This window comes from Streptococcus oralis, assembly GCF_003943385.1.
GTDB lineage: Bacteria > Bacillota > Bacilli > Lactobacillales > Streptococcaceae > Streptococcus > Streptococcus oralis_CA.
On the sequence record NZ_RJPI01000001.1, the window covers coordinates 29,468 to 49,293 of the forward strand.

Below are 19,826 nucleotides of genomic sequence, written 5' to 3' on the forward strand. Positions count from 1 at the left end.
TTGTTTCTAGTTTGTCACTGTGACTTGACCTGTTCGGTAATCAAGCTGGATACCCTTTTGAACATTTGGGATCAGGACGTTGAATTCCAATTCGCCATCCGAAGACTTGGCTTCAATTTGTGAAGCGGATGGAACTAGGTCCTCATTTGTCGCATAGTGAAGTGTCACGCGGTAACGAACCCTCTTATTTTGGTCCAAGGCTTTTCTGACCAAACTCTCATAGTAGTTCTGCCCTGTCGAATCCTCAGCCTGTGCTTGGTTTGCCCAAGCTGTCTGGACTGCAATGTTCTTGGGATTGCTGGTAGAGGCATCAAAACCATCCAAACCACCTATTAAGGCATAGCCCAGCAAATGCCCTCTATCGACTGCATGTGTATAGGCTCCCTTTAGATTTTTAACCTGGTGCCATCCTGGTGGCGTCCAAGAGGTCGATCCGTTGCCTGTTTCTTCACGATTTTTGTACTGACGAGTAGCTTTAGATAAGAGGGCATTGGCAACAGTTGGGACGGTCTCTTTCCCGACTGGTTTTGTTTTATTATCCGCATAGGGTTTGCTAGAAACCTTGGCATCTAGATTGGTTTTATTACCATTAACGACAAAGGCCCCTGCTCCATTCCACTCGAGATCACCTTTAATTTGGTTTTTGATCGACTCAGTTAAGACACTTTCAGCCAACTCCTGACTGGGAGCTTCTGAAGCTTGTTTTTTCTGACTGACCTTTGTTCTAGGGGTGTTTGGTGCTGTCTGCATCTGCTTAATGTAGTAGCTTCCAGCAGCCAATAGTAAGAATATAAGCAACCCTATCAGAGCTTGTCTTGTTTTTTTGTCCATTTTTCTCCTTATTTCTTTAGAAAAAGACTGGTTTCCCAGTCTAATTTCCTGTAAATTTACTAATCAATTCTTGCCATTTCGCTGGAGACAAAATCGCCCATGGATCCTGTCCCTTTCCGAGGATACCATAGCCGATCATCAAGCCGATTCCTAAAGCGAGGAATCCCAGCAAGAGTACGATAAAAATCAACAGTAAGCGACGGAGTACATAACGTATGTTTTTATTCTTCATCCTTAACCTCAATCCGCTGAATCTTCGCTCCTAGATGAGCTAACTTCTCATGGAAACGGTAGTAACCTCTATCAAGGTGGACTAACTTACCAACAACTGTTTCTCCCTGCGCCACCAGACCTGTCAAAATCAAAGCAGCACTAGCGCGAAGGTCCGTTGATAGAACTTCTGCCCCCTGTAAAGCCTGTCCCCCAACAATACGGGCTGTATCACGGATAATCTCCGAATGCAAGCCCATACGGCGCATTTCCTCTAAGTGTTGGAAGCGATTCTCAAACACCGTTTCCACCATGGTGGATTCCCCTTTTACGACTGTCATCAGCGCTGTAAATTGTGCCTGCATATCTGTTGGAAATCCTGGGTGTGGCAAGGTTTTTACATGAACAGCCTTGAGATTTTCCAGTTGAGAACGGACACGAATACCTTCCGACTCCTCCGTCACCTCAACTCCCATTTCAAGAAGTTTGGCAATCAAGGGGCGATTATGCTCCCAGACTGCATCTCGAATGAGGACATCTCCACCAGTCATAGCTGCCGCTACCATAAAGGTCCCAGCTTCGATACGATCCTGTACGACATTGTGGGTCGTACCATGGAGCTCCTCGACACCAGTCACTGTGATTGTTTCGGTACCGGCTCCCTTGACCTTGGCCCCCATTTCATTAAGGAGAATAGCGAGGTCAACAATTTCGGGCTCACGCGCAGCATTTTCAATCACTGTCACACCGTCAGCTAAAGTCGCTGCCATCATCAGGTTTTGTGTTGCGCCTACACTAGGAAAATCCATGTAGATATGAGCGCCGTGCAGGCGTTCCGCCTTGGCTTCAATGTAACCAGCTGTCTGGCTGATCTTAGCCCCCATAGCTTCCAAACCCTTGAGGTGGAGATCAATCGGACGACTCCCAATAGTGCAACCTCCTGGCATGGATACCTTGGCATGGCCTACACGAGCAAGGATTGGTCCCAAGACAACGATGGATGCCCGCATCTTGCTGACATACTTATACGGAGCTTCCTCAGTGATATCACCAGTCGCATCGACCTCAACAACATGAGCTTCCTCATCAAAGTCCACCTTGGCATTCAGACCTCGAACCACTTGATTCATGGTGAAAACATCTGACAAGATTGGAACATTCTGCAAGACTGTCTTACCCTTGCTTGCTAGAATAGTCGCTGCCAACAAGGGCAAGACGGCATTCTTTGCTCCCTCGATGATCACACTCCCGACCAGACGATTATCTCCGCCTTGAACCACAATTTTTTCCATAGTTGTTTCCTTTACTTTTGATTTTATAACAGTCCTATAAGCGCTTCTTGCCACAGTTGGTACAAACTGATAAAGAATGAACTCAAGATGTAGCCCATTACAATACTAAAGAAGCCGACCAACAAACGAACTTTTTTTGTGTTAGTAGCGGTCACTTTTAAAACCTTTTCCCATCTCACAAGATCTTTCAAAAGATAAAAACTCAAATAAATAAAGAGTATATGACTACTTAGAGTGAATAATAATTGAACCATTTGACTATTATACCATCTTATCCGCTTGCGCGCTAGTTTTCGATTTTTCTACGGATTAGTGATTGTTTTTAAGGTAATCAATCGCATCCTGCAAGGTCTTAACCGGAACGATTTTCATCTCTGTTTTGATCGTTTTAGCAGTTTCTAAGGCTGTTTCATAGTTGCTTTTCGCATTGGGATCTGCTTTTTTTGCTTCCTCAGTGACTGGATTGTCAGGAGCAAAAAAGACATTGGCTCCCTGACGAGAGGCTGCAACCACTTTTTTGTCAATTCCACCGATGTCGCCAACATTTCCATCGCGATCAATGGTTCCCGTTCCCGCAACGATGCGGCCATTACGAAGTCCTGGATCTGCTATCTGGGTGTAGATAGCTAGACTAAACATGAGACCTGCACTTGGCCCGCCGATACCAGCTGTGGAGAAGCGAATGGGAACATCACTTGTCACTTCCGTACGGTCAATCAAGCCAATCCCAATCCCGTTTTTTCCATTTTCGAGAGTGATAATTTTACCTTCAGCAGTCTTGACTCTTCCGTCTTCTTCGTAGGTTACCTTGACTGGATCTCCTAGTTTTTGAGAGTTGACATAATCAACCAAGTCCTTGGAACTATCAAAGGTCTTATCATTAACAGCCGTCACAGTATCCGCAATGTTCAGAATGCCCTTAAAAGTTGAATTATCCGTCACAGTTAAGACATAAACTCCTAGATACTTGAGTTCGATATCTTTACCAGCCGTCTTCAAACCTTGATACTTGGCCATATTTTGGGATGTTTGCATGTAGAACTGATTGATCCGCATAAACTCTGCATCTGTAGAGCCACCCGTTGTCTCCTGAGCACTTCTAATATCCGTAAATGGAGTCAGCCAAGCATAAACAAGATGCGACAGAGTTGCATGTCGAATACCGACTGTTACAAACTGGTAAGCTCCTGCTTCTGTATCTTCTGTTTCATTGACTTTCAAAACTTGACGAATATCTTCCGCTCCACCTGGAACTTCTATGTAGTAAGGTAAAGGTACTACAAAAGCTAAAAAAGTCAATACTAGTGCTAGGATGACATATAAGGGCCATCTAGTTTTTTTCTTCATGTTCTAATTCCTCCACAACACTGTTTGGGACATATTGCTGAATCTCCTGACCAAACTTCAGGAGCTCTCTCACGGCTGAAGAGCTAATATAAAGATGCTCTGGGCGACTATATAGGTAAATGATTTCGATTTCTGGAGCCAGTTGATGATTGTAGTAATCAAAACTAGACTCGTATTGCAAGTCGGTGGCATTCCGCAAGCCACGGACAAGGGTCTTAGCACCCAATCTTCTTGCAACATCGACGACTAGTTGATCATGAGAAGCCAGCACCTCTACATTACCTAAATGCGCCACAGCTTTTTCGACTGCTCGTTTGCGATTTTCAACAGGAAGAAAGCCTTGTTTGTGGGGATTGTAGAACACCCCGACATAGAGCTTATCAAAGAGTTTGCTGGCACGTTCAATGATATCCAGATGTCCATTTGTCATCGGATCAAATGAACCCGTAAATAATCCAATTTTATCTGACATAGACTGTTACCTTACTAATCCCATATATTTTTTCCTTCCAGATGCCTAAGCAGGCAATTTCTTCTGGAAGTTCTACAGACTTATCGGTTTCGCAGACGACCATGACTTCTTGGGAGAATAGATTTCTCTCTGCCATTTTTTCGATATCTGCAACTATTTGTTCCTTGGCATAGGGAGGGTCTAAAAAGACCAGGTCAAAGGGACCATTCACTTGCTCCAAGGCCCGTTCAGCCTCCATCTTTAAGAGCTGAAATTTGGAAACTTCCTTGGTCATTTGGATATTTTCAGCGATGATAGCTTGTGCCTTTCGATCCCGTTCCACTAAGACAGCATGGGACATGCCACGCGATACTGCCTCAATAGATAAGCCACCACTACCTGCATAAAGATCCAAGACACGTCCACCCCCAAAATAGGGACCTATCATGTTAAAGATAGCTCCACGCACCTTATCCGATGTCGGCCTAGTCGTCTTTCCTTCTAGCGTCTTGAGGGGACGCCCTCTGTAGATTCCTGATACGATTTTCATACCGTTTATTATACCAAATTATAGGCAAAAAGAGAAAGAAAACCGAACCTTACGGTTCGATTCTCTATAAGATATTTTCGTAAGTATCGCGGACTTCTTGAGGCCAGACACTGGTCTGAACTTCTCCAATGTGTTTCTTACGAAGAAGGAACATGGCCATCCGAGACTGTCCGATACCCCCACCGATTGTCAATGGGAAAAGGCCGTTAAGCAGAGCCTTATGCCATTCCAACTCAAGACGATCTTCGTCTCCTGTAAGGGCAACTTGGCGACGAAGCGTGTCTTCATCCACCCGAATCCCCATTGAGGAAAGTTCAAAGGCACAACCAAGAGGTTCATTCCAAACCAGGATATCCCCATTCAGTCCCTTGTAGCCATTCTCAGACTCTGTTGTCCAGTCATCATAGTCAGGTGCACGACCGTCATGAGGTTTCCCGTCAGGCAACTCGCCACCAATACCAATCAAGAAGACTGCACCGAACTCTTTACAAATCTCATTTTCGCGCTCTTTTGGTGTTAGATCTGGGTAGCGTTCCACCAACTCTTCTGTATGAATGAAAGTGATTTGTTTTGGCAAGATAGATTCGATATCATAGCGGGCTTCTACTGCTAGCTCTGTCAGACGAATAGCCTTATAAATCTTTTCAACGGTTTCTTTGAGATAGGCGATATTACGTTGTCCATTTGGAATCACTTTTTCCCAGTCCCACTGGTCTACATAAACAGAGTGGGTCGCATCCAGTGAATCTTCATCTGGACGAAGGGCCTTCATGTGGACAAACAGACCTTCTCCTTCTCCAAAACCAAAGCGAGCCAAGGTGTGGCGTTTCCATTTGGCTAGTGAGTGAACGACTTCATAGGTTTCATCTGGAATCTGCAAGACCTTGACAGATACTGGATGTTCGACACCGGACAGGTTGTCCTGCATCCCATCGCCGACCTTACTCAAGATAGGACCTTGAACTTCAACAACTTCTAACTTATCTTTTAAATACTGGGTAAAGGTGTTTTTAACAAAAGAAATTTCTTCTTGCTGATGAATAAAGCTTTTCTTCATAACTACTCCTAAAAAATTAATTAAAAGCATTATACACCTATTTTCAAGAAAAGGAAAGAGTAAATAAGAAAAAGTCAGTGCTCTTTTGAACACTGACTCTGTCATTCATTAATCGTTTCGACCAAAGATTCGTAAGATGCTAAGGAAGAGGTTGATAAAGTCTAGGTAGATGCTGAGCGCCATTGAGATGACCCAACCTGTCGCTACTTGCCCTCGTGACTGCTCATAAACATAGCGAATCTTTTGGTTGTCCCAAGCAATCAAACCTGAGAAAACCAAAACCATGGCAATACTAATCATGTAGTCAAAGAAACCACTAGCTAAGAAAATATTCACAATCATGGCAATGATGAGACCAACAAGCGCCGCCATCAAAGCTCGTCCCATTCCACTCAAATCTTTCTTGGTGAAAATCCCGATTGCCGCCATGACAAAGAAGAGTAGGGCACTGGATACAAAGGCTGACAAAACTGTTCCCGGCGTATAGAAAGCTACGACAAAGCTAAGTGTGAAGCCATTCAGTAGGGAGTACACTAGAAATACTGGCAGAGCTACTGGGCTATTTTTAGCAGCCATGCTACTTGCAACAAAGACCAGACCAAGTTCTGCAAAAGTTGCAATCATCAACCAGAGACGGCCATGCATTAAAAAGTAGACCAATTGAGTCTGAAAGACTGTCAACATCAAAGCTGACACGAGAGCTGACAGACCAATCCCAAGTCCCACAAAGGCATAAACCTTAGCGTAAAATTGATTGAGACCTGAACGTTCTTGAATAATTGTTTGATTCATTCCGATTCTCCTTTTTCTATAAATATGTCTTGATTATAACAAAGATTTTATAAATTAGCTGAAATAAAACATCAAAATGCCTGCTGCAACTGCCACGTTGAGACTTTCTGCTTGACCTTTCATGCTTATATGAACCAGCTGATCAGCACTCTCAACCATGACAGAACTAATCCCCTGTCCTTCATTTCCCATAACTAAAACAAAGTCTTCTAGGGGAGAAAGCTCACGATAATCCTTTGAATCTCTCGATAAGGTCGTTGCTAGAATGGGCAAATTGCTTTTCTTTGCCTCTTCTACAAAGGTGGCAAGAGACATCCGATAGATGGGCAAATGAAAATGACTTCCTTGCATAGAACGCAGGGTCTTGAGACTGTAGATATCCGCTGACTTGTCTGAAACAATGACCCCTGTAAAACCTGCTGCATCCGCCGTCCGAATCATGGTACCCACATTGCCAGGATCTTGGACATCTTCTAAAAATAGAAACTTACCCTGACGAAGATCAGGCTGTCCCATTTCTGCTTTTTGAATAACTGCGACAATGCCCTGAGGAGTTTGCGTATCTGCCAAATCCCGCAAAATCTCCTCTGAAACCCAGACAGTTTGAGGAAAAGTAGCCAACTGTTCCCTATAACTCTCCAGAGCAAAGATCTTCTCAATCCTCACTCCTGCTTGAACAGCTTCTTCGAATAAGTGCCAGCCCTCAATCAAATAAGCAGACTTTCGATATTTTTTTTGATGCAATTTCTTAGCATTTTTTACCACAGAATTGGCTTTTGAGGTTATAATAGTCATAGAAACATTATAACACAATCAAAGGGGATTGGTATGCAAAAGGTTAGAATGATTGCCCAAGGCAGGGTGCAGGGAGTCGGCTTTCGTTGGGGCGTTTATACTCTAGCGCTTGAAATCGGTGGCATCACCGGTCGTGTCTGGAATAATGACGATGGCACAGTGGAAATTCTCGCTCAGGCAGACTCCTCTGCCACTATGGCAAAATTTATCCAAGAAATCCGAAAAGGTCCGACACCTTTCTCAAAAGTTACCTATCTGGATGTGCAAATGAGTAATTTTTCATCCTATTCTGACTTCAAAGTCGCAAATTAGGTCTCCAGAACTATTGTATATTTTACAAAAAAACAGTAGAATAGAAAGGTATAATTTTTAAAGAAGGAATGAAAACATTGAAATCTATTAAACGTTTTGCCCTCTCTGCTATGGGAGTGGCTATGCTACTTATCTTGACAGGCTGTGTTTCTGTTGATAAAACGACTGGAGAACCGACTGGATTTATCTGGAACACCATCGGAGCGCCTATGGCAGAGGCCATCAAATACTTTGCTAATGATATGGGACTTGGTTTTGGGATGGGGATTATCATCGTCACCATTATCGTGCGTTTGATTATCTTGCCACTCGGTATCTACCAATCGTGGAAGGCGACGCTTCACTCTGAAAAGATGAACGCCCTCAAACACGTGCTTGAACCACATCAAACACGTCTCAAAGAAGCAACAACTCAAGAAGAAAAACTTGAGGCTCAACAAGCTCTCTTTGCCGCCCAAAAAGAACATGGTATCAGCATGCTAGGAGGCGTCGGATGTTTCCCTATCCTCATTCAAATGCCTTTCTTCTCTGCTATCTACTTTGCAGCCCAACATACTGAAGGGGTTGCTCAAGCAAGCTACCTAGGAATTCCTCTAGGGTCTCCAAGTATGATTTTGGTTGCCTGTGCTGGTGTCCTTTACTATCTTCAATCGCTCCTTTCACTTCACGGAGTAGAAGATGAAATGCAAAGAGAACAAATCAAGAAAATGATCTACATGAGCCCACTCATGATAGTTATCTTCTCCCTCTTCTCACCAGCCAGTGTCACACTTTACTGGGTTGTCGGTGGTTTCATGATGATTCTCCAACAGTTTATCGTCAACTATGTCGTTCGTCCAAAACTTCGTCAAAAAGTACGTGAAGAATACAAAAAGAACCCTCCAAAAGCAAGTTCTACTGCTGGGGCAAGAAAAGATGTGACTCCTAAGCAGACTCAAGCGATCACGACCAATAAGAAAAAGAAAAACCGCAACTCTGGTAAACAACGATCTAGATAAGACTAAACAGGCTTAGCTGAGAGGCTAAGTCTTTTTGCATCACAAAAGCCCGATGTCTCCATCAGGCTTCTTTTTTATCCATGAACACGTTTCATGTAATCTTGGTAACTTTCTGTATCCATCAATTCCTTGGCATTCTTGACACGATCTGCTGTTGGAGGTTTGACCCCTTCGAGCGAATAAGGAATTCCAAGTTCACGCCATTTGAACTCACCCATCGTATGATAAGGTAGGATTTCAAACTTGTCAACGTTTTTGAGGGTTTTGACGAACTTCCCAAGTTCAATCAAATCTTCATCACGGTCTGTCAATCCTGGTACGAGAACGTGACGAATCCAAACAGGCTTCCCGATATCTGATAGGTACTGGGCACAGGCCAAGATATTTTTATTGGTTTGGCTGGTAACAATCTTGTGCTGTTCTTCGTTGATTTCCTTGATATCCAAGAGAACCAAGTCTGTCACCGCCATGAGTTTATTAAACTTTTCAAGATAACGTGGTTTATTACGGAAAGGAAGGGCACAGGTGTCCAAGGTACAGTGGATTCCTTTTTCCTTGGCCTTGGTAAAAAAGGCAATCAAGAAATCAATCTGTAAGAGGGCTTCTCCTCCACTAACAGTGATTCCTCCCTTGTCTCCCCAGAAGCCACGATAGCGAAGGGCTTCGGTCAAAACATCGTCTACTGTCCGTTCGCGTGATTTATTGGTCTCCATGGCCCATGTATCAGGGTTATGACAGTACTGGCAACGCATGTGACAACCCTGCAAAAAGACAATAAAACGAATCCCAGGACCATCTACCGCCCCAAAACTCTCTGTCGAATGCACCATTCCTGTCACTTGTCCATAGTCAATTGTTTCTTCAGACATATCGTCACCTTCCTTGAAACCGTTTTATAGTTTTATTATATCACGACTTGAGGGAAAAACAAGATTTTTGTCTATTTTTTAGAAAGCAATCTGTTTTTCACTTTCATTTTCATTTTTTTAATGATCCGATTCAAAATCAAAACCATACAAGGTTGCAAAATAGTCCTCAGGGCGCTCTGCACGGCGGATTTGGCGGGCTTTGCCTTCTTCAGTATAGAGGATTTCTGCCGAGCGTAGTTTGGCATTGTACTGGTAACCCATGGAGAATCCATGTGCACCTGTATCATGAATCACCAGTAAATCACCGATTTCTGTATGAGGTAGTTCGCGATTAATGGCAAATTTATCATTGTTTTCACAGAGTGAACCAACCACATCTACAACCTCAACTGGTCCGTCTGGATGGGTCAGATTGGTGATATGGTGGTAAGCTCCATACATGGCTGGGCGCATGAGGTTGACGGCCGAGGCATCCACACCTAGATAGGTACGGTAGGTTTTCTTTTTATGAGTTACTTTGGTGACGAGAACTCCGTGAGGTGCCAACATAAAACGGCCCAATTCAGTGAAAATCTTGACCTGATCAAGACCTGCTGGCGTAAGGACTTCCTCATAAACCTTACGAACTCCCTCACCAATCACAACAATGTCATTTGGCTCCTGATCTGGGCGGTAGTTGACACCAATTCCACCAGAAAGATTGATAAAGTCTAGTGAAATACCTAATTTCTCCTTGATTTCAACGGCTAATTCAAAGAGTTGACGCGCCAACTCTGGATAGTAGAGATGGGTGACGGTATTGGATGCTAGGAAGGAATGAATCCCAAAAGTCTTGGCTCCTTTTTCCTTCAAAATAGTAAAGGCTTCAAAAAGCTGGTCCTTGGTCATCCCAAACTTGGCCTCTCCAGGATTGTCCATAATATCCGTCCCCAGTTCAAAAACGCCTCCAGGATTGTAACGACAAGAGATAATTTCTGGAATGCCTGCTGCACGCTCTAGATGTTCAATATCTTCAAAGGCATCCAAGTTAATGGTCGCACCTAATTCACGCGCATAAGCGTAGTCTTGGTCTGGCGTGTTGTTAGAAGAGAACATAATCTCAGAACCGGGAAACCCAAGTTTATGGCTCATCAAAAGCTCCACATAACTAGAACAGTCCACACCACAACCTTCCTCTTTGAGAATTTTCAAGATAGCTGGTGTTGGGGTAGCCTTGACGGCAAAATATTCTTTAAAGCCCTTGTTCCAGGAAAAGGCCTTGTTGACGGCTCTTGCTTTTTCACGAATCCCCTTCTCATCATACAAGTGAAAGGGAGTCGGGAACTCTGCAACAATTGTTTCTAAATCTTCTCGGCTGATAAATGGTGTTTTCATAAGCTTCTTTCTATTCTGTTTGCAAAGAAAGGCTGGGACAATCGTTCCAACCTTTAGTTCTATCTCTTATTTGTCTTCGTCAAAGATATTTCCAATCTCAACATCGATGGATTGGTTCTTGACATCAATATTGGTTACTTTCAAGAGTGACTTGTAATCGAACTGCTTTTCACGTTCTTCTTGGGCATTGTCTGCAAAGACTGCGACACCAGCTAGTTCAGAGTCAAACTCACGCAAGAGACTAATCATCCCGTTGACCGTTCCTCCGCCTTTCAAGAAGTCATCCACAATCAAGACACGACTGCCTGCCTTGAGACTGCGTTTTGAAAGGAACATTTTCTCAATACGGTCACCGCTGGAACCTGAAACATAGTTGACGCTGACAGTTGAACCTTCGGTAATTTTCAAGTCACGGCGCACAATGACAAATGGAACATTGAGGACATTGGCAACTGCATTTGCGAGTGGAACACCTTTTGTTGCTACTGTCATAACCGCATCGATTTTTTGGTCCATAAAACTCTTGGCAATGATGCGACCAATATTTTTCAAAATAGCAGGCGTACTAAGCAGATCAGACAGATAGATATAACCACCTGGCAAGATACGATCACTTTCTGAAAGTTTGTCGCGCAAGTCTGCGATCATTTCCTTGGCTTCATGACTCGAGATTGAGGGTGTAAAGATAACGCCACCACCTGCTCCAGTCACAGTCTGAATATGGCCGATTTCAATTTCCTCAAAGGCACGCTTGATAATCACGATGTCCTCTGAGATGGATGATTTAGCTGATTCGTACTTTTCCGCAAAGGTATTGAGACTGGTTAGTTTGTATGGATTATTAATCAAATAGTTGGAAATGACAACCATTCGATCACTTCTTCTTAATTTCATTTTTATTTACCATTCCATTTAATTTTGATATTTTACCTATTATACCACATTCACATAAAAAAACGAACATTCTTATCCTAAAAAATGCTCGTTTTTCTTAAATTATTAATCTAAATCTGGTTTATAGAAGGAACGATTGTCCATAGCGAAGATTTTATTGGTCATTTCTCCTTTATCTACCAAAGCCAGAGCTGTTGTCATCATCATCATACTGGCATCTAGATTATCAATCATATGAATAATCTCTGCCTCCATAATGCGTGGACGTACTGGACTTCCATACTCCAGCAAGCCATGGTGACTGAGGATGACGTGGCGCAGTAGCACTACTTCTTCCCTAGTATCATCGATGCCAAGCTCCATGACTGCTTTGGTGATTTCGCTATCGATCAGAGCAATATGACCGATGAGATTGCCTCGCACTGTGTACTCAGTCTGATCAGGACCGCTGAGTTCTAAAACCTTTGCCAAGTCGTGCAACATAATCCCGGCATAGAGCAAGCTCTTATTGAGCTGAGGATAGATATCGCTAATGGCCTCTGCCAAGCGCACCATGGTTGCTGTGTGAAAAGCCAAACCAGTTTCGAAGGCATGGTGGTTGGTCTTGGCAGCCGGATAGGAGTAGAATTCCTTATCATACTTGGTGTAGAGACTGCGAACGATACGCTGCCAGACAGGATTTTCAATCTTGAAAATCATTTGCGACATGTAGTCACGAATTTCCTTGACATCGACTGGAGATTTGACCTTGAAGTCAGCTGGATCATTGGGTTCCCCAGGCTGAGGCAAGCGAAGCGTGATTTGATTAACTTGAGGTGTATTATTGTAGACTTCTCTGCGCCCCTGCATGTGGACTACTTTCCCCGCGGTAAAGGCCTCAACATTATGAGGTTGGGCATCCCAGAGTTTCCCTTCAATCTCGCCACTATCGTCTTGGAAGGTAAAGGCTAGGTAGTTTTTTCCAGCTCGTGTCTGTCTCAGGTCAGCTGACTTAATCAGGTAAAAGCCTTCAAACAGCTCATCTTTTTTCATGTGACTAATCTTCATATTCTTCCTCATTTTCTTGGAAATGGAGTAGATCAAGCGCAGGCTCACCTTCTGATAACTCAATGTGGCGGAGCGTCCGCTCAATAGCTGTGGTGCGACGGTTTAATAATTCATCAATATTGCCAGAGGCATGTTGGAGATGCTTTTGTGCCTTAACCAGAATGCCACCAAACTTGCCAAACTCAGTCTTAACGCTGGCAAGAGTCTTGCTGATATGGTCGGCACTCTTTTGGATATTGAGAGTTTTGAAGCCAACTGATAGAGAGTTAAGCAGAGCTGATAGGGTACTTGGACCCGCGACAATAATCTGCTCCTCCCGTCTCAAGTCATCAAAGAAGACCGGATTGCGGACGATTTCTGAGTAGAGTCCCTCTGTCGGAACAAACAAAACTCCAAAATTGGTCGTCCGAGGTGGCGCCAGATACTTGCTCTTGATATCCTTGGCAAAGCGCTTGACGCTAGCTAGGAGTGACTTGCGACAACGTTCGATTTCGTCCTTATCGCCTGCTTCATAAGCTTCTTCTAAGCGGTAATAATCCGCCAGTGGAAACTTGGAGTCAATCGGTAGGTAGACATATTCTTGGTCGCCTTGGCCAGGTAACTTGATGGCGTACTCTACTCGCTCGCTAGAGTTTTCAACCGTTGCAAATTCTCGTTCGTACTGAGCTGGTGTCATGATGTCTTCAATGATTTGCCCCAGTTGCAATTCGCCCAGAATTCCTCGCGTCTTGGTTCCAGAGAGAACCTTATTGAGAGCTCCGACATCACGGGCAACTGTCTGCATTTCTCCCAGACCACGATTGACCGACTCCAGTTGCTTGGAAACTGTCTCGAAGGAAGCCTGCAAGCGTGTCTGTAATGTCTTTTCCAGTTTTTCCTCGACAGTTTGGCGCATTTGTTCCAAACGTTGCTCATTGGATTCCTGCAGGGCTTGAAGACGTTGGTCGGTCTTGTCCCTAGTTTGCAAAAGATTATCTGTCATTTCTTGACGGACTTGCGTCAGGCCTTGGTGCAACTCCATTCGCACTTCCTGCAAACGGTCGCTGACAGCCACTTCCAAATCTTTTTGATCCAGCTGGCTGGCTTGTCTGGCTTGTTCAAAGCGATAATCCAGTTGATCTGAAAGATTGTCTGCCTGATCCTCCAAGCTCTTGGCTAGGTACTTGTCTTGCTTATCTTGCCTTTGCCAAATCAGAAAGAGTCCAGCTAGGTTGGCAATTAATAATAGTAGTAATACAGTCTCCATCCTACCTCCTGTCCTTGCTATGCAGCACGACGACATAGCCTTCTGGGCAAGTTACCGAAACTTCCCTATCTATATATTCGTTAGAAGCGTATACTTTTTTAAAGAAAAAATTTTCCTCTGTCAACTCATACTTGGCACCAAGAATGGTCAGCTGGCTATCCCGAACTGGCATAAAGGCTAGATAATCGTAGTCTGAACGAGGCTCTAGCTGACTGGTCCCTTCTGGACAATAGGCAATCACATTTTGCCCATCCTCAATCGCTATCTGGCGCATATAGGGTGCCAACTTGGGATTGCTAGGCAGAAAGACATTGGCCAGCATGTGGTCGATCCGACCACCCAAAGCCCCAAAAATAGTCACCTGAGCCTGGGGATTTTGCTCAAAGATGGTTAAAAGAGCCAATTCCAGATCTGTGTCATCCTTTTCTGGCTGGGCTTGGACAAAATGCTGGGCACGTTTTTGAATCACCTGACGTTCGTCTGCAGTCACCGAATCAAAATCTCCAACTGCTAGAGCCAGAGGCAGATCTTCTTCCAAGACCCAGAGCGAGCCTCGATCCACACCGACAAAGCTATCAAAATCCGTCCGATAATGCCCACGGTCTCCGCCTGCAAAAACAGCAACCCTAGTCCAGTTGTTTTCTGAGAGTTTGCACTCGTTCATTGACATCTCCCTTAAAGACATAGGATCCTGCTACAAAAACGGTCGCTCCAGCTTCTTTGGCTTGAGCAATAGTTTGATCATCGATTCCACCATCAACTTCTATCTCAAAGTTCAGGCCTTTTTCCTCACGAAGGGCAACCAACTCACGAACCTTGTCCATGGTTTCAGGCAGAAAAGCTTGACCACCAAAACCAGGATTAACCGTCATGACCAAGACTTGATCAACTAGGTGAAGGACATGCTTAATTGCCTCGACAGGCGTACCAGGGTTAATGACGACCGAAGGTTTAACACCGAGAGAGCGAATTTTTTGGAGGGCACCATGAATATGAGGCGTTGCTTCCACATGAATACTGATGATGTCTGCACCTGCACGCGCAAAGTCTTCTAGATGATGCTCAGGATTTTCTACCATCAAGTGGCAGTCAAAGACCATCTTACTATGAGGACGAAGGCTTTCAACCACACCTGCACCAAAACTGATTTGTGGTACAAAGTGACCATCCATGATATCGATATGGGCATACTCTGCCCCAGTTGCTTCTAGGCGTTTGATTTCACGTTCAAAGTTGGCATAATCTGCTGCCAGAATTGACGGAGCAATCTTGTATTGAGACATAGGTTTCTCCTTATTTTGGAATTTTTTTGCTGACTTTTTTATAGGTCTCTCTGCGATTTTCAATTTCACTGAGGAATTGCAAGTAGTTGTCAAAACGGAAGGACGCAATGATACCCTCTTCGACAGCTGGCTTGACTGCACAGGACGGCTCATGAGTATGGGTACAAGTACGAAACTTACAGTCTCGACTGACACTGGCAATCTCTGGAAAGGCCTGATTGAGGTCTTCAGCCGTTGACGCTTCATAATCCAGTGATGAAAATCCCGGCGTGTCAGCGATTTTACCTCCATTAAGGTTGTAAAAACTAACAGCTCGAGTGGTATGGCGACCGCGACCCAGACTATCTGAGATTTCACCTGTTTCGAGATTGAGGTCTGGTGCGATTTTATTGAGAAGGGTTGACTTCCCAACACCTGTCTGCCCCATAAAGACTGTCACTTTGCCTGTCAACAAAGGTAGGAGTTCCTCTTTACTAGTCACAAAGTCATAGCCGATGTCACCATAAGTCTGTTCATAAAAATCCAGTTCTCCCCTATCTTCCAGCAAGTCCATTTTAGAAATATAAACAATAGGATGGATGCCCTTGTGTTCTAAAAGAACCAAGAAACGATCCAGCAAATTGCTGTTGAAGTCCGGTTCCTTGACTGACATGATCACCACAGCTTGGTCAATATTGACAATAGGCGGACGGACCAGACTGTTTTTCCGTTCGTGAATCTTGAGAATGTAGCCTTCTGAATTTTCCTCGGCAGAGAAATCTACCCAGTCCCCAACGTAGGGTGTATGACCTTTTTTGCGGAAATTCCCACGCGCACGTGTCTGATAGACTTGGCCATCACTCTCCACATAGTAGAAACCTGCCAAGGCTTTAATGATTTGTCCCTGCATCTTAAAGCCCTTGTCCTTTAAGCGCATCTGCTAGGCTGGCAAATTCTGCCAAACTGAGAGCTTCTCCACGTACACTTGGTGACAAACCTGCTTGATCCAAAGCCTTGCTCAACTTTTCCTTGACTTCTTCAGTCTTCCCAAAATAACCTGTCAGGTTATTCCACAAGGTCTTGCGACGATGAGTGAAACTAGCCTTGGAAACCTTAAAGAAGAAGTTCTCATCTTTCACTGCTACAGCTGGATTTGGACGGCGCACCATTTTCAAGATGGCTGAGTCCACATTTGGAGCTGGCACAAAGACCGTACGAGGCACGATGAAGGCAACCTTAGCTGTCATATAATACTGCACAGCGATCGACAAACTACCATAAGCCTTAGTATTTGGCTGTGCTGAGATGCGATCCGCCACTTCTTTTTGCATCATGACGACAAACTCACTAAAGGGAATGCCACTCTCGATCAAGTGCATGAGAATAGGAGTCGTGATATAGTAGGGCAAATTGGCAACTACCTTAATCGGCAAGTCAGGATTTTTGAAATTCTGGATATGTTGCGCCAAATCGACCTTGAGAATGTCCTCGTTGACTACAGTAACATTGTCAAAATCACGCAGGGTATCTGCTAAAATCGGTACCAAACGGTGATCAATCTCAAAGGCCATGACTTCTGCCGCACGCTCAGCCAAAAATTCTGTCAAGGCACCAATCCCTGGCCCGATTTCGATGACATTAACCTGGTCATCAATCTCAGCCGTATCCACGATTTTTTGAAGGATATTGGTATCCGTCAGGAAATTTTGTCCAAAGGACTTTTTAAAAGTAAAACCGTGACGCTCCAGCACTGCCTTGGTCACGCTATAATCTGCAATTCTCATCTATTCTCTTTTCTATTTATTAGCTAAAAATAATATATAAAACCCACATAATTACTAGTGCCAACAAAATCCAAAACACTAAAAGAACACGAGACTTGTTCCCTTCTGAATCAGCTCCAGTCGTATCTAGCACTTTCTTATCTTCTTGGGGGTTCATTTTCTTCAGTTCATCCTGATAGGCAACCGAATCTACAATATTGTCTTCTGGCAATAATTCTGAAGCATAATAATCAGGAAAGCCCATAGCAAGACCAATTAAGTTCTTTTCTGTCACAGAAAAATCTAAATCTTTGGGTTGATTTTCCCGAATAGCTCGTATATTTTTTAACAGTTTATCAGAAACAACAGACACTTGGTCCATAAAAACAACATCTAAAAGATCAAATCCGAGCACATCACCGTCTTTGACATTTGCAAGAATATAACGGACAAAGTCATCATATAGTTGCACGGATTGCGGGGCATTCTCTTCTAAAAAAGATCGGTTTTTGAGGGCATTCTGCTGGAATTTTTCAATAGAAAGCAAGATATCTACATTCTGCTCTTGGTAAAATCTTTCTGCTTGCTCTTCATCTTCTTCCAGTTTTTCTGCTGTTTCCCAGAGAGCAATCGGAGCTTTTAAATCTTCTTCATCCCAAAACAATTGCCAAAAATAGGGTATTGTGTAAATTCCCTCTGTTAGAATACGGGCTTCATCTCCGTTTTTTAAGTAAATATAACTTCTATTTGCCATATCATTTCCTTTCACAATCTTTGAAAAAGGTTAGTGGTTCAAGTAGGATGTAGATAAAACTATAAAGTTTCCAATTTTTCATGCCCAATCGAAAACCTAGACTTCATTTAAAAAGATGTTTCATAAAAGCACCAAGGGACGATAACAATACATGACCAGTTCAACCTCGGTCAGGACATCATCTGCAATTCTCATTTATTCTCTTTTCTAATATAGTATGCTTCCGGGGTATAATGATAGAGCAAAACAAATAAGGGAATCTCAGTAATTCCTTCCAGCATCTCTTTTAAGACCGCATCTGGATGGATAATCTCTCGTGTTTTGGTGAAATAAACACCTTGTTCCCCATTTCGATTACGGAGTTCCCAAGCGACATTGTTTCCTTGAACAGACGGCAAATAACGTTCCCTTTCTAGAAAGTCAAAAAAATCTTTCACTGTCATATCTTCAGGAATCTCAAATTCTATCTCATGGGGCAGTACATCATCCCCCATACACACAGACTCTCTGTCAACTTGTATTTTCATTTCAATCTGTCCTTATAAGTTTCTATTTGAACGCTATCAAAATAAATATAAGTACCTCTATTGTAACACATTCCCTTTGTATTTTTGAGCTATCTAGCTATTATCATAACTTTCCATAGCCTCTTCCACTTCTGCCAAGGTTATCCCAAACAACTCTAAGCGCTTGAGGAGTTGTTTGCCGTTGGAATAGCCGATGCGGAGCTGTTCGCCTAGATACTCTCTGCGCCTACGACTATCTGCTCCTGCTATAAAACCTAGGCGAATCAAGTCACCACGACTGATGTCAAACTCGTTCTCGTTTTCAAATTGCTCTGTCACCTGAGCCAGCGCTGCTTTTAGATCTTCATAGCTGGCGTGTTCAATTCCCAGAGAACGTCCTTTGGTCTTGGACTTGGGAACCGCTTCATCTCGCTTGAGAAAGGCATGCTGTACTGTTGGAATGGCCGTCATAATCATGCGCCGAATGCGCTCCCCATTAAAATCTGGATCTGTAAAGACAATGACTCCATGCAATTCATGCAGGCGCTGAATGCGTTCTATATCCTGGTCATTTATTGCGGAACCTCGTGTCTCATAGGTTTCCACGTCAAAGTAACGTTTGAGATTGGCCGTGTCATCACGCCCTTCAACCACGATAACTTGGGAAATTTTTTCTTTCATCACTTGCTGTCCAATCCAAAGATACGCTCTGCATTTGCAGTCGTTGCTGCTGCTAATTCCTCGGTCGTCATCCCACGCAAGTCGGCAATAAAGTTCACCACATAACGTGTGTAGGCTGTTTTATTCTCACGGCCACGTTTAGGAACAGGAGCCAGGTAGGGGGCATCCGTCTCTACCAAAATCTTATCTAAAGGAAGCTCTCTAGCAGCTTCTTGGATATCCGTTGCTTTCTTAAAAGTCACCACTCCTGAGAAAGAAATGGTCATACCAAGCTCGACAAACTTCTCAGCCCACTCGAGAGAGCCTGAAAATGAATGCATAATCCCACCACGAGGACCAACGCCCTCGCTCTTGATAATCTCATAAGTATCTTTTAGCGCATCACGAGTGTGGACCACAAAAGGCAAATTCAAATCCTTAGACAGCTGAATCTGACGACAAAAAACCTGTTTCTGCACTTCCTTAGTTGCTGTCATCCAATGGTAGTCCAAACCAATCTCACCTAAAGCAACAACCTTGGGATGTTTTAGCTTTTTAAGCAAGTAAGCTTCGACCTCGTCTGTGTAAGTCCCTGCTTCCGTTGGATGCCAGCCAATAGTTGCGTAGAGTTGCTCATACTCATCTGCCAACTCTAGGGCTCGTTCAATGGTTGGCTTATCAAAACCAACAATATTCATCTGTGTCACACCCATCTCAGCAGCCAAGGCGATTTCTTCTGCCTCACGTCCTGCAAATTCTTCTACATTTAAATGTGTGTGCGTATCAAAAATCATCTCTTCTAACCTCATTTTCTTC

Annotated in this window: 25 protein-coding genes; 2 read left to right on the forward strand and 23 right to left on the reverse strand. The window is 43.7% G+C overall.

The genetic code is table 11. The annotated features are described in order from the left end of the window. Nucleotides 1-6: 6 nt before the first annotated feature. The 10 genes from D8803_RS00165 to D8803_RS00210 form a co-directional block, all read right to left on the reverse strand. The gene (locus D8803_RS00165; protein WP_125425127.1) at nucleotides 7-831 is read right to left on the reverse strand and encodes a DNA/RNA non-specific endonuclease; all 825 of its coding nucleotides are present in this window, start codon (nucleotides 829-831) and stop codon (nucleotides 7-9) included. Nucleotides 832-871: 40 nt separating this feature from the next. Next, nucleotides 872-1,063, reverse strand: coding sequence for a DNA-directed RNA polymerase subunit beta (locus D8803_RS00170; protein WP_000791880.1), 192 nt, complete (start codon nucleotides 1,061-1,063; stop codon nucleotides 872-874). After that, entirely contained in the window at nucleotides 1,053-2,333 is a 1,281-nt protein-coding gene (gene murA, locus D8803_RS00175; RefSeq protein WP_131199905.1) for a UDP-N-acetylglucosamine 1-carboxyvinyltransferase, read from the reverse strand. The genes D8803_RS00170 and murA overlap by 11 nt, the downstream gene beginning before the upstream one ends. Nucleotides 2,334-2,356: 23 nt before the next feature. Continuing rightward, nucleotides 2,357-2,587 carry a DUF1146 family protein gene (locus tag D8803_RS00180; RefSeq protein ID WP_080563327.1) on the reverse strand — a complete coding sequence of 77 codons (231 nt, stop codon included), beginning with the start codon at nucleotides 2,585-2,587 and terminating at the stop codon, nucleotides 2,357-2,359. Between the two features lie 55 nt (nucleotides 2,588-2,642). Further along, nucleotides 2,643-3,680 carry a SepM family pheromone-processing serine protease gene (locus D8803_RS00185; RefSeq protein ID WP_131199906.1) on the reverse strand — a complete coding sequence of 346 codons (1,038 nt, stop codon included), beginning with the start codon at nucleotides 3,678-3,680 and terminating at the stop codon, nucleotides 2,643-2,645. Beyond that, a complete protein-coding gene (gene coaD, locus D8803_RS00190) occupies nucleotides 3,664-4,152 on the reverse strand; it encodes a pantetheine-phosphate adenylyltransferase (protein ID WP_061418157.1) in 489 nt (162 codons plus the stop codon). Before coaD ends, D8803_RS00185 begins: the two co-directional genes overlap by 17 nt. Continuing rightward, nucleotides 4,142-4,681, reverse strand: coding sequence for a 16S rRNA (guanine(966)-N(2))-methyltransferase RsmD (gene rsmD, locus D8803_RS00195; RefSeq protein WP_061418160.1), 540 nt, complete (start codon nucleotides 4,679-4,681; stop codon nucleotides 4,142-4,144). The genes coaD and rsmD overlap by 11 nt, the downstream gene beginning before the upstream one ends. Before the next feature lie 64 nt (nucleotides 4,682-4,745). Continuing rightward, a complete protein-coding gene (gene asnA / locus D8803_RS00200; RefSeq protein WP_061418164.1) occupies nucleotides 4,746-5,738 on the reverse strand; it encodes an aspartate--ammonia ligase in 993 nt (330 codons plus the stop codon). Between the two features lie 108 nt (nucleotides 5,739-5,846). Further along, nucleotides 5,847-6,530, reverse strand: a complete 684-nt coding sequence (locus D8803_RS00205; RefSeq protein ID WP_061418167.1) for a Bax inhibitor-1/YccA family protein — start codon at nucleotides 6,528-6,530, stop codon at nucleotides 5,847-5,849. 54 nt (nucleotides 6,531-6,584) lie between these two features. Then, complete coding sequence (locus D8803_RS00210) at nucleotides 6,585-7,325, reverse strand: TrmH family RNA methyltransferase (protein WP_061418170.1); 741 nt, start codon at nucleotides 7,323-7,325, stop codon at nucleotides 6,585-6,587. A 33-nt stretch (nucleotides 7,326-7,358) separates the two neighbouring features. Between D8803_RS00210 and D8803_RS00215 the strand changes: the two genes are divergently transcribed. Further along, nucleotides 7,359-7,637 carry an acylphosphatase gene (locus tag D8803_RS00215; protein ID WP_001174620.1) on the forward strand — a complete coding sequence of 93 codons (279 nt, stop codon included), beginning with the start codon at nucleotides 7,359-7,361 and terminating at the stop codon, nucleotides 7,635-7,637. A gap of 77 nt (nucleotides 7,638-7,714) precedes the next feature. Beyond that, entirely contained in the window at nucleotides 7,715-8,635 is a 921-nt protein-coding gene (gene yidC / locus D8803_RS00220) for a membrane protein insertase YidC (protein ID WP_131200046.1), read from the forward strand. A gap of 74 nt (nucleotides 8,636-8,709) precedes the next feature. On the opposite strand, the gene pflA is transcribed toward yidC, so the two are convergent. From pflA to D8803_RS00285, 13 genes are all read right to left on the reverse strand, one after another. Further along, on the reverse strand, nucleotides 8,710-9,504 hold the full coding sequence (gene pflA, locus D8803_RS00225; RefSeq protein ID WP_131199907.1) for a pyruvate formate-lyase-activating protein: 795 nt from the start codon (nucleotides 9,502-9,504) through the stop codon (nucleotides 8,710-8,712). A 117-nt stretch (nucleotides 9,505-9,621) separates the two neighbouring features. After that, nucleotides 9,622-10,878: a diaminopimelate decarboxylase gene (locus tag D8803_RS00230; protein WP_131199908.1), complete on the reverse strand. Its 1,257-nt coding sequence runs from the start codon at nucleotides 10,876-10,878 to the stop codon at nucleotides 9,622-9,624. Nucleotides 10,879-10,944: 66 nt separating this feature from the next. Further along, nucleotides 10,945-11,772, reverse strand: a complete 828-nt coding sequence (gene purR / locus D8803_RS00235; protein WP_002874197.1) for a pur operon repressor — start codon at nucleotides 11,770-11,772, stop codon at nucleotides 10,945-10,947. Between the two features lie 105 nt (nucleotides 11,773-11,877). After that, nucleotides 11,878-12,819, reverse strand: coding sequence for a 3'-5' exoribonuclease YhaM family protein (locus D8803_RS00240; protein ID WP_131199909.1), 942 nt, complete (start codon nucleotides 12,817-12,819; stop codon nucleotides 11,878-11,880). Then, entirely contained in the window at nucleotides 12,809-14,065 is a 1,257-nt protein-coding gene (gene rmuC / locus D8803_RS00245) for a DNA recombination protein RmuC (protein ID WP_190316779.1), read from the reverse strand. The genes D8803_RS00240 and rmuC overlap by 11 nt, the downstream gene beginning before the upstream one ends. A gap of 1 nt (nucleotide 14,066) precedes the next feature. Beyond that, entirely contained in the window at nucleotides 14,067-14,729 is a 663-nt protein-coding gene (locus D8803_RS00250; protein ID WP_125415504.1) for a thiamine diphosphokinase, read from the reverse strand. Further along, a complete protein-coding gene (gene rpe / locus D8803_RS00255) occupies nucleotides 14,692-15,348 on the reverse strand; it encodes a ribulose-phosphate 3-epimerase (RefSeq protein WP_125415502.1) in 657 nt (218 codons plus the stop codon). Before rpe ends, D8803_RS00250 begins: the two co-directional genes overlap by 38 nt. 10 nt (nucleotides 15,349-15,358) lie before the next feature. Then, a complete protein-coding gene (gene rsgA / locus D8803_RS00260) occupies nucleotides 15,359-16,237 on the reverse strand; it encodes a ribosome small subunit-dependent GTPase A (protein WP_125415552.1) in 879 nt (292 codons plus the stop codon). A 1-nt stretch (nucleotide 16,238) separates the two neighbouring features. Next, the gene (rsmA, locus tag D8803_RS00265) at nucleotides 16,239-17,111 is read right to left on the reverse strand and encodes a 16S rRNA (adenine(1518)-N(6)/adenine(1519)-N(6))-dimethyltransferase RsmA (RefSeq protein WP_125415500.1); all 873 of its coding nucleotides are present in this window, start codon (nucleotides 17,109-17,111) and stop codon (nucleotides 16,239-16,241) included. A 19-nt stretch (nucleotides 17,112-17,130) separates the two neighbouring features. After that, entirely contained in the window at nucleotides 17,131-17,844 is a 714-nt protein-coding gene (locus D8803_RS00270) for a dimethyladenosine transferase (protein ID WP_125415498.1), read from the reverse strand. 191 nt (nucleotides 17,845-18,035) lie between these two features. Continuing rightward, nucleotides 18,036-18,371, reverse strand: a complete 336-nt coding sequence (locus D8803_RS00275) for a hypothetical protein (protein WP_125415497.1) — start codon at nucleotides 18,369-18,371, stop codon at nucleotides 18,036-18,038. Nucleotides 18,372-18,464: 93 nt separating this feature from the next. Beyond that, on the reverse strand, nucleotides 18,465-19,031 hold the full coding sequence (gene rnmV, locus D8803_RS00280; protein ID WP_131199911.1) for a ribonuclease M5: 567 nt from the start codon (nucleotides 19,029-19,031) through the stop codon (nucleotides 18,465-18,467). After that, a complete protein-coding gene (locus D8803_RS00285) occupies nucleotides 19,031-19,804 on the reverse strand; it encodes a TatD family hydrolase (RefSeq protein ID WP_125415550.1) in 774 nt (257 codons plus the stop codon). The genes rnmV and D8803_RS00285 overlap by 1 nt, the downstream gene beginning before the upstream one ends. Nucleotides 19,805-19,826 lie beyond the last annotated feature (22 nt).